The sequence below is a fragment of the Bacillus sp. JJ1764 genome (genome assembly GCF_036962145.1).
Taxonomy (GTDB): Bacteria; Bacillota; Bacilli; order Bacillales; family Cytobacillaceae; genus Neobacillus.
In genome coordinates this window covers 22,437-32,638 of sequence record NZ_JBALNY010000120.1, presented here as the reverse complement: position 1 = coordinate 32,638, position 10,202 = coordinate 22,437, and the positions used below count along the sequence as shown (strand labels likewise).

Annotated in this window: 11 protein-coding genes; 6 read left to right on the top strand and 5 right to left on the bottom strand. The window is 37.1% G+C overall.

All coding sequences use genetic code 11. The features are described from left to right. Positions 1-39 precede the first annotated feature (39 nt). Positions 40-1,521 (top strand): DUF4118 domain-containing protein, encoded by a 1,482-nt coding sequence (locus V7083_RS16625; RefSeq protein ID WP_335479864.1) that lies wholly within the window; start codon positions 40-42, stop codon positions 1,519-1,521. Next, positions 1,511-2,215, top strand: coding sequence for a response regulator transcription factor (locus tag V7083_RS16620; protein WP_335479862.1), 705 nt, complete (start codon positions 1,511-1,513; stop codon positions 2,213-2,215). Before V7083_RS16625 ends, V7083_RS16620 begins: the two co-directional genes overlap by 11 nt. A 274-nt stretch (positions 2,216-2,489) precedes the next feature. On the opposite strand, the gene V7083_RS16615 is transcribed toward V7083_RS16620, so the two are convergent. Together V7083_RS16615 and V7083_RS16610 are read right to left on the bottom strand one after the other, a co-directional pair. Further along, complete coding sequence (locus V7083_RS16615) at positions 2,490-3,056, bottom strand: DUF4256 domain-containing protein (protein ID WP_335479859.1); 567 nt, start codon at positions 3,054-3,056, stop codon at positions 2,490-2,492. A 275-nt stretch (positions 3,057-3,331) separates the two neighbouring features. Next, complete coding sequence (locus tag V7083_RS16610) at positions 3,332-3,556, bottom strand: amino acid transporter (RefSeq protein ID WP_335479857.1); 225 nt, start codon at positions 3,554-3,556, stop codon at positions 3,332-3,334. A 397-nt stretch (positions 3,557-3,953) separates the two neighbouring features. Between V7083_RS16610 and V7083_RS16605 the strand changes: the two genes are divergently transcribed. From V7083_RS16605 to V7083_RS16590, 4 genes are all read left to right on the top strand, one after another. After that, positions 3,954-4,286: a PadR family transcriptional regulator gene (locus V7083_RS16605; protein WP_335479866.1), complete on the top strand. Its 333-nt coding sequence runs from the start codon at positions 3,954-3,956 to the stop codon at positions 4,284-4,286. Beyond that, entirely contained in the window at positions 4,283-4,957 is a 675-nt protein-coding gene (locus V7083_RS16600) for a DUF1129 family protein (RefSeq protein ID WP_335479855.1), read from the top strand. Before V7083_RS16605 ends, V7083_RS16600 begins: the two co-directional genes overlap by 4 nt. 227 nt (positions 4,958-5,184) lie before the next feature. After that, on the top strand, positions 5,185-5,952 hold the full coding sequence (locus tag V7083_RS16595) for a dimethylarginine dimethylaminohydrolase family protein (RefSeq protein WP_335479853.1): 768 nt from the start codon (positions 5,185-5,187) through the stop codon (positions 5,950-5,952). An 86-nt stretch (positions 5,953-6,038) separates the two neighbouring features. Then, positions 6,039-7,472 (top strand): basic amino acid/polyamine antiporter, encoded by a 1,434-nt coding sequence (locus V7083_RS16590; protein WP_335479851.1) that lies wholly within the window; start codon positions 6,039-6,041, stop codon positions 7,470-7,472. Positions 7,473-7,569: 97 nt separating this feature from the next. Here the strand turns inward: V7083_RS16590 and V7083_RS16585 are convergent, their stop codons facing one another. The 3 genes from V7083_RS16585 to V7083_RS16575 form a co-directional block, all read right to left on the bottom strand. Beyond that, positions 7,570-8,241: a Crp/Fnr family transcriptional regulator gene (locus V7083_RS16585; RefSeq protein ID WP_335479849.1), complete on the bottom strand. Its 672-nt coding sequence runs from the start codon at positions 8,239-8,241 to the stop codon at positions 7,570-7,572. A gap of 357 nt (positions 8,242-8,598) precedes the next feature. After that, positions 8,599-9,348 (bottom strand): ABC transporter permease, encoded by a 750-nt coding sequence (locus tag V7083_RS16580; protein ID WP_335479846.1) that lies wholly within the window; start codon positions 9,346-9,348, stop codon positions 8,599-8,601. Beyond that, the gene (locus V7083_RS16575) at positions 9,349-10,110 is read right to left on the bottom strand and encodes an ABC transporter ATP-binding protein (protein WP_335479843.1); all 762 of its coding nucleotides are present in this window, start codon (positions 10,108-10,110) and stop codon (positions 9,349-9,351) included. It abuts the gene before it with no gap. Between the last annotated feature and the right edge of the window lie 92 nt (positions 10,111-10,202).

Below are 10,202 nucleotides of genomic sequence, written 5' to 3'. Positions count from 1 at the left end.
TTATTAGATAATAATATCAAAACATGAAGGATGATATGAATGAAGCAATTGAAACATATCACATGGAATATCGGTGTGATGGTCATGATCATGATGTTAATTACTTTCCTATCTTTATTCTTCAAATATATAGGAATAACTGAAACCAATATAATCATTACTTTCATATTAGGTGTTTTGCTAGTTTCAAAATTTACAGAAGGTTATTTCTATGGAATAATTGCATCAATAATCGGGGTATTGGATTTTAATTTCTTTTTTACTATGCCTTTTTACTCTCTCGCTGTTTATCGACCAGACTATCCCATAACATTTGCTATTATGTTGATTGCCGCGATTATCACAAGTACATTGACAACAAAGGTGAAGAAAGAGGCAAGTTTATCCTCCATTCGTGAAAAACAAACACAAATTCTTTATCAGATCAGTAAAAATTTACTCCAAGCACCAGACGTAGACCAAATCTTAGAAATTGGTGCGAAAAAGATACTTGAGTCCATCAATCATTCTGTTTTCATTACTGCGTTAAAATCATCGAACGGACTGAGTGAACCTTTCATATTAAAAACAGATAAGAATGAACAAATTTTTTATAATAGCGATGCAATAAGAAAAACAATCCAAACAAATAAATCGTTAGAAACAAAGAATGTAACCTATTTTCCGATTAAAGGACTTGACGAGAGTCTCGGGGTAATTGGGATTACCTGCTTGAATTCTACTTTAACCATTGAGCAAAAAAGTTTTGTCGAAGCCATTTCTATGCACCTTGCGCTAGCAATGGAACGCGAAAAAATTTCAAAAAAACAACAGAAAGCCCAAGTAGAAATGGAAAGAGAAAAACTTCGAGGTAATCTTCTTCGTTCAGTATCGCACGATTTACGTACACCTTTAACAGGAATTTTAGGATCTACTACTACTTTACTCGAACACGGAGAAATACTTGAAAAAGATGTGAAGAGACAATTACTAGTTGATATTTTCGAGGATTCTAAATGGCTTATCCATTCAGTTGAAAACATATTAAGCATTACCAGGATGGATGATGGTAACGTTTCAATTAATAAAAATATGGAATTAGTGGAGGAAGTCGTTAGTGAGGCAGTCTTTAGAATAAAAAAACTTGATATTCATCATGAAATAAAAATAACTATTCCAGACGAACCTATAATGATTCCAATGGATGGAATATTAATCAAACAAGTATTGATAAACTTACTTGATAACGCCATTAAATATACACCACCTCATTCCACTATTAAAGTGAGAGCCTTTCTTAAAGATAATTTTGTTTATTTCGAAGTAGCTGATAACGGAAATGGCATTCCCGATGAAAATCTGTTTGTGATTTTTAATCGATTTTTCACTACTTCTTCAGGGCGTGGCATCGGGTTAGGTCTTTCCATTTGTAAATCGATTATTACCGCTCACGGTGGAGTAATTTCTGCTTTTAACAATGAAGAGGGCGGAGCAACTCTTCGATTTAAATTACCAGTAAAGGATGATACATATGGAAAATAAGCCAGCAATTCTTGTGGTTGAAGATGACAAATCGATTAGAAATTTTATTTGTGTTTCATTAAATGCAAATGGTTATAAATACATTGAAACAGATTCGGGTAAAACCGCTATTTCTTTAGCCGCATCCCATCGTCCAGAAATCATTATTCTGGATTTAGGACTTCCAGATATTGATGGGATTGATGTGATTACCGAATTAAGAAAATTTACAAAAGCACCTATTATTGTTGTATCGGCACGAGGGCAAGAAAAAGAAAAAGTACGAGCTTTAGATTCTGGTGCAGATGATTATTTAACAAAACCTTTTAGTTTGCCCGAACTGCTCGCACGACTGAGGGTTGCTTTGCGTCATTTAATTCCTACTAGTATCTCTAATCAGCAGGAATTGAGTTCCATGTTTACTGTCGGAGAATTGAAAATTGATTATGAAAGACGCCATGTTTTTTTATCAAATGATGAAATTCACTTAACGCCTTTGGAATATAAATTATTGGTTTTGATGGCAAAACATGCGGGAAAGGTATTAACACATAAATTCATTCTAGGGGAGATTTGGGGAGATACGAATGGCAATGATACATTGTCAGTCCGAGTATTTATGGCAAATATGCGAAGAAAAATTGAAAAAGAACCAGCTCAACCCAGATATTTGTTAACTGAAATCGGAGTAGGTTACCGACTAGCGGATGAATAAATAAAAGATTCAATTAGCGTCATTTGTTGGCAGGACAGCTTCTTGTTCTCAACAGTGAAAGCGAACTATAGTTTTTTTGCCTTCACTCGCACATATTTATAAAAAATGATAAAAAAGGGACCAACGTCCACTGCTGCACCTCCAACTGTTAGATCGTGTCTAACAATTGGGGTGCAGTTCAATTAGCCTGCTTGTTCTTTTAAAACATGTAAGGGTATGAATGTAGAACACATGAGGTCCCGGTTAGTTTTATTTATGTATTTTCCTTTTAAATTTAGATCCTTAGAGATCCACGGAAACCCCTGGCTGCGTAATATGATTCTGCTCCATTGTGGTACACAAAGACCGTGTCGTAGCGACGATCACAGAAGATGGCCCCACCGAGATTTCTAATAGTTGCAGGGGTTTTCACCCAGCTCGATGTTTTAGTATCGAAACTTCCCAGATTCTGCAGCTCCCGGTATTGTTCTTCTGTTAAGATCTCAATGCCCATGTCAGCAGCCATATCCATAGCGCTGTTTTGTGGTTTATGCTGTTTCCTTGATTCCAGTGCTTCACGGTCGTAACAAACACTTCTGCGACCTTTAGGACTTTCCGCTGTACAATCACAAAAAATATATTCGTCCGTCTGTTTATCGAGACCAATAACGTCGGGTTCCCCACCAGTTCTTTCCATTTCATAGAGCGACCATAGTTTTTCAGTATTTGCTTCTAGCTTGGCCTGTACTTTGTCCCATTCAAGCCCTTTATGACGATTCATGTTTTTCTCAAAACGGGCTTTTAATGTATTGAGTATTTCTTTACTTTGTTCAAGTGACAACATCTTTGTTTCCTTATTCATAAAATCCTCCTGTATATCTGTTACTTTTAATTTTGTGAGAGCATTATCTTAGTTCTACATTATAATACATTATGCCCTAAAGAATCCCACACTGGCTGGATCTTGAAAAAAGAAAAATCACCAACAAATCGAGGAAAAAATGACTGGCATTTTTAATTAGGTGTTTAATGATGGATAAAAGTGTTTTCTAAACAACGATAAAGACTTAGTATCAGCGTTGCTGCCATAAGGGTGCAAAGTAGACATAGCTTAAATACCTTGCCATTGGTAATTAGTTATTTCACTATACTTAAAATTAAAATCAGTAAAAATGCTACTACAAAGAAAAAAATAATAAAATATCCTATTAACCTAATTGGCTTTGGTACTTTCTTAAGATTAGCGTTTTTTGGGTCCCCTACATTACCCTCTATCGTATTAAAATAGTCTATTGCATCATTAAATGGTGGCATTTTCTCGGAAGGTTGCGTTTCCTCATATGGTTGCTTTTCCTTTTTCATATCATCACTCCGTTTATTATTTATTCTATCCATATACTTTCTAACACAATGTTTAATAGATAAATCACCAACATATTTGAACGTTTTACATTTATTGTTTATTTTGCCAAAAAATGATAGAAAACAAAATACTACCATGGCCATAAACTCTATTTTTATGTAAATTTTGGAATATCCTAAAAGGAGGGATGAGTTACCCTAGCAAACCTTGTTCCATTTACTGTCTGGTGTAGATAGATCATCACTACTTTATTATTTATTCTATATATTGACAGATGAGAAGATAAAAAGCTAATATAGTAACAACTACTTGGTAAAGCATAGTAGCTTCTTTTTTAATTCGCTATCTTGTTTTACATAATACAGGTGTGATTTTTAAATGAAAGGAAAACTATACATGTCCTTAAGAAGTCAATTATTAAAGGGAATATTGGATGGTTGTGTGTTAGCAGTAATCGAAAAGAAACCAGTGTATGGTTACGAATTATCAAAAAAACTCCAAGAAGAAGGTTTAGGCGATATAAGCGAGGGCACCGTTTATCCTATTTTACTGAGGTTACAAAAAAATGGTCTTATTCGTGGGGTAATGCAACCCTCAGACTCTGGGCCAAACCGAAAGTACTACCATTTAACCGAGCAAGGAAAAGAAGCGCTTGATACCATTGCTTCAGAGTGGATTCAAATTGCAAAACCTATTAATCATATATTCAATGGGAGGAATTTACCGTGAAGGAAAAACATTTGATTGAGGAGAATAATGCAAAACGTGAGCTTCTGACCCCAGAGAACAAACAATACTATAGTGATATGTTAATTTATATCCGTTTGAATCTATCTCTGTCTCAACAATACTCTGAAGAAGTTCTAATGGAAATGTTAGACCACTTGCTTGACGGGCAACAGGAAGGGAAAACTGCACGGGATATTTTCGGTGATGACCCTAAACGTTATGCTGATGAAATTATTCAAAACCTTCCAAAAGAAAAGAAACGAAAAGTGATTCCTTTTATATTGGGAATTGTCTTTAATCTGATTAGTTGGATGATGATAGCCCGAGGTATCACTATTCTAATAGTCTCCAAATTTAGGAATGTAGAAAACATCGTTTTCCCATTCTCATCACTTATTATGCTGGCTATTATTCTGGCTTTTGTCCTATTTGAGGTATGGTTTATCTTTAGGGTTATTCAAAATTCTTTGTTTAATCAAAGTGCGAATGAAAAGAAAAATATGCTGAAAGTAGGAATTTCCGCTGCCTTATCAATGGGAGTTGTTATTGTAGTAGGAAGGTTCATACCTCACTTCGGCCCAAGCTTCCCATTTACTTGGTTAGCGTCTCTACTAACTGGTGTAATCCTTTGGGTTGTCGTATTCATGGTGAGAAGATTCAATAGAAACTAGATCCGTTGATTATTGAAGGTTATTCAAATATATAAGTTTATTTCAAGGTAACCATTTCTTTCATTTATTTGGTGAATTTTGTGAGCATCCTTACAGTTGGAGTGTTGAAAATTACCTTCTAGTATTACGGAAATTCTCACAATATTATCTGCTAATAAACTCTACAATAAAGTAGAAGAAATCATTAGTGTTTCTAAATAAAAATATCTTGAGAGAAGGGTTCTAGTATGTTTAAGAATGTAATTGTAAGAGTTCCATCAAAATCAGTAGTGGAAGGTATTAGTAGTGCAGACTTAGGAAAACCGGATTATAATCTCGCACTGAAACAACATGAGCTATATGTAAGCGCCTTGACAAAAACTGGTGTGGATGTAACAGTGCTTGAACCAAATGATGAATTTCCTGACTCTTGTTTTGTAGAAGATGTTGCCTTATGTACGAAAAGATGTGTCATTATCACTCGCCCAGGTGCTGAAACGAGAAGAAATGAATCAGCTTTACAAGATTTACAAACTGCCTTAAGTAAATTCTATGAACATATCGAATACATAAAAGAACCGGGAACTATAGAAGCCGGCGATATTATGATGGTTAACGATCATTTCTATATCGGTGAAAGTGCCCGTACGAACCGCGAGGGTGCAGAGCAAATGATCGCTATCCTTGAAAAATACGGATTAACAGGCTCTATCGTTCCATTAAAAGAAGTATTGCATTTGAAAACTGGTTTAGCCTATCTAGAAAATAATAATCTATTAGTAGCTGGCGAGTTTTTAACTTCTCCAGAATTTGAAAAGTATAATAAAATCATTGTCTCAGTAGAGGAAGCATATGGAGCAAACTGCATTTGGGTGAATGACTATGTATTAGTGCCGGAAGGATATCCAACTGTCCAAAAAGCCATTGAAGACCTCGGCTATAAAGTATTAGTGGTCGATACTTCAGAATTCAGAAAAATTGATGGCGGATTAAGCTGTCTATCACTTAGATTCTAAATAAGGTGAAAATCCAAAGTGAGAGGAGTATGGGAAAGATTTTCTCATACTCTTTACTATGCTAGTGCATACCAGGAGGAATTCTTATGGGATCGGAAAAAAAGCTAAACCTTGGTTCTTTAACCGCTGTCATCATTAGTTCGATGATTGGTGCAGGGATTTTCAATTTAATATCTGATATGGCCTCGCAAGCTGCCCCGGGGGCGATTATTGCTGGCTGGCTTGTTACTGGAATTGGGATGGGGACCCTTGTCTTTTCTTTTAAAAATTTAAGTGAAAAACTTCCCGAATTAGACGCTGGAATTTATAGCTATGCCAAAGAAGGATTTGGTGATTATATGGGGTTTAATGCGGCATGGGGATATTGGTTATCTGCTTTAATGGGAAATGTCGCATTCGGAACATTAACCTTTAGTGCACTGGGCTATTTTTTTGATACCTTTGGAGACGGTCAGAATATTTATTCAGTATTAGGCGCTTCCATCACATTATGGATTATTCATTATATAACGATTAAGGGTTCGGGTACCGCTTCCTTCGTCAATTTTATTGTAACGGTTGCAAAAATTATCCCCATCATTTTGTTTATTATTGTCGTTATTTTTGCTTTTAAATTTGATGTATTTTCATTAGATTTTTGGGGAACAGCTTCCGGGAATTTTGAATTCGGATCTGTTGCCTCACAAGTGAAAAATGTGATGTTAACAACGGTTTGGGTGTTTATTGGTGTAGAAGGAGGAATCATTTATTCCGGTCGTGCCAAAAAGGCAAAAGATGTCGGGAAGGCAACATTAATTGCCTTTACATCCGTTCTAATCCTATATGCTCTAGTTACCATCCTATCCTTTGGTGTTATGTCTCAAAATGAATTGGCCGATTTACCAAAACCGTCAATGGCACATGTACTTGAACATATTATTGGAAAACCCGGTGCCATTATAATAAATATCGGTGTTATTATCTCCATTCTTGGCTGCTGGCTTGCTACCACCATGTATACGGGAGAAGTTCCATATCGAGCAGCACAGTCCAAAAACTTCCCGCGGCTGTTTACAAAAGTGAACGAAAATGGTGCACCGACTGCTGCTCTTCTCGTAACAAATTTATTAATCCAAATCTTTTTATTCACTTTTTTAATTAATGACAGTGCCTATAATTTTATGTATTCCCTTTCAGCTTCAGCTATTTTGCTGCCATATGGGTTAGTCGCCTTTTATCAATTAAAATTCTCATTAGGCGAAGAATCAGGGACAAAAAATAGAGTTCAGAATATTATTTTAGGGATCATATCCAGTGTCTTTGTGGTTTGGGTTACAATTGCATCAGGGATCCAGTATTTCTTATTAACAATGTTTATCTTTGCCGCCGGATTCTTCGTGTTTGCATGGGTTCAAAAAGAAAACAAAAGAAAATTATTATCGACAAAAATTGATTGGATTTTTGCAGGGATTGTCCTTATCTTGTTCATTATCTGTATAATCCAAATAGCAACTGGTGCCATTGACCTTAGGACTATTTAAAAAGAATGATAGGTTGGGATGGGGCTGCCTCATTTTCACTATGAAAAAGCTATTTTTATGTTAAGAAGTAGGCCGCCCTATCATTTATTGAATACAATTACTTTAACCGATCTAAAAAATATTCGGGTTGCTCAATTTTTATTTGTTTGTTGTCATTAAAGGATATTACATTGTCATCTTTTAATTCTTTAAATATATGGGATACCGATTCTCTTGAAGTTCCCGAAAATTTAGCAATTTCGGTTTGTGTGACCGGAATATCTATGATTACACTGTCTTGAGCATTGATCCCGTAATAAATCATTAAATAGGCAATTGTTTGTTCGATTCTATCTTTTACATAATTGGTCGTAATGATAGCAATTCGCTTTTCATGTTGTTCCATAATTTCTGTCAGTATTTTAGCAACATGATACAATCGACTTTGATCCAATAAAATAAATTTTTCAAAAATGGCTGTTGGGATATAATAGACAATAATATCCGTAAGGGCATATGCAGAAAAATGATAATAATCATCTGTAAACATTCCTCGATAAGGAAAAAAATCATGCGGTTTTAAATAGTCCAAATACAGCATCGTTGCATCTTGATTAAACCTTTCCAGTTTAACAAATCCCTCTAGCAAAAAATAGATTCTATCCCGCGGATCCCCTTCAGAAAATAAAAGTTGATTTTTTTTATATGTTCGCTTAAACATATACTTCTCTAATGATTGATAATCTTCCTTATTGCCTAATAAAAATAGGTCACTTTGGGTTAGATTCATGATCTGCCACACTCTCCTGTTCCAAGCCATTTAATTATTGCTAATAGAAAGTAACTATTTACAATTATACAGAGGTATTTATTTAAATATTTGCTGAATTTGTAACAAAAAAGGAAATTATACTTTCCTAACGGCCAAAAAGAGGGATCCACACTCTTCCCTCTTTGCTTGGTTTTATTTTTTATCAGTTCTAAAATGAGAGAATCGTTAAGATTACTTTATCAAAGTTTGCTAATTTAAAATGTTCATATGGAGCAGGAAGATATAGCTTGTTAAACTCTCTACTAAAATAAAGCCAATCTTAGTAGGTTATTCTGATCGCATTTGCTCTGAATGAAGATTCTCAATCTCTCTTTCTTACCCTAGCTGACGTTTAAATGCTTTAATGGCGAAGAAGAAAGCGATCAACATGATGCCGACGCACCAGGCAAGGGCAATCCAGATATCGTTGCCCACAACACCATCATATAAGAGAGCACGAATCGCATTCACGATTGAAGTTACGGGCTGGTTCTCGGCGAACGCACGGACCATTTTAGGCATGGTTTCGGTGGGGACAAAGGCGGAACTGATAAACGGGAGGAAAATCAGTGGGTACGAGTAAGCTGTCGCCCCTTCCATTGACCTCGCTCTCAATCCGGGTATGATCGCAAGCCATGTCAGGGCCAGCGTAAACAACCCGAGTATTCCAGCTACCGCGAGCCAATTGACGATATCAGCGTTGGAACGGAAGCCCATCAAGAGTGCTACGAGGATCACCACCACGACTGTAAGAGAATTGGACACAAGCGAAGTCAACACGTGAGCCCACAATACCGACGAGCGCTTGATTGGCATAGTAATGAATCGCGCCATCAGCCCACTTTTTACATCTGTAAACAGTCGTAAGGAAGTGTAAGCGACTCCGGATGCGATCGCCATCAATAAGATGCCAGGCAATAAATAATTGACGTAGTTGTCCGTGCCTGTCTTTATGGCACCGCCAAAAACGTAGACAAATAGAAGCATCATCATAATCGGTGTAATTGCCACCGTAATAATCGTGTCAGGGCTGCGCATAATGTTTCGCATTAAACGCCCTAGTAATACCCCTGTTTTGCTTTTCATTTACATCTCCTCCTTTTTGCCGATGATTGCAAGGAATATTTCCTCCAACGTCGGCTGCTTCTCGATGTACTCTACTTTTGCTGGCGGAAACATTTCCTTAAGTTCGGTAAGGGTCCCTGTTGTGATGATTTTTCCATCATGCAGGATGGCGATACGATCCGCCATTTGTTCGGCTTCCTCCAGGTACTGGGTCGTTAGTAAGATGGTGGTTCCCCCACCAGCAAGTTCCTTGATGGTATTCCATACTTCGATTCGCGCTTCGGGGTCAAGCCCTGTCGTCGGTTCGTCGAGAAAAATGACTTCTGGCGTCCCGATCAGGCTCATGGCGATATCGAGCCTTCGCTTCATCCCTCCAGAATACTGGTCCGCCCGGCGATTGGCCGCGTCAAGCAGGCTGAATCTTTCAAGCAGATTGTCGGCTACTTGAGCAGGGTGGGAAACTCCCCGCAACTTGGCAATCAGCAACAGATTCTCCCTGCCTGTGAGCACAGGGTCCAAAGCTGCGAACTGCCCTGTTAGGCTGATACTCTTGCGAACATGATTTGCTTGAAGTTGAGTATCAAAGCCACATATATCTACTTCGCCACCATCGGGCTTCATCAATGTCGAGAGGATATTGACCGTCGTCGTTTTGCCCGCTCCATTTGAGCCAAGCAGTGCGAAAATTTCGCCACGCTGTACCTCAAAATCCACCCCCTTTAAGACCTCCTTATCTTTAAAGGATTTTTTTAATCCTTTTACAGAAATCGCTGCATTGCTCATACTTATTTCCTCCTTATTAAAATTGTAGATTGCCGACACCTTTACTACTAAGTCACACCGATAATCTGTATTACTTACTACTTAGTTAAAAA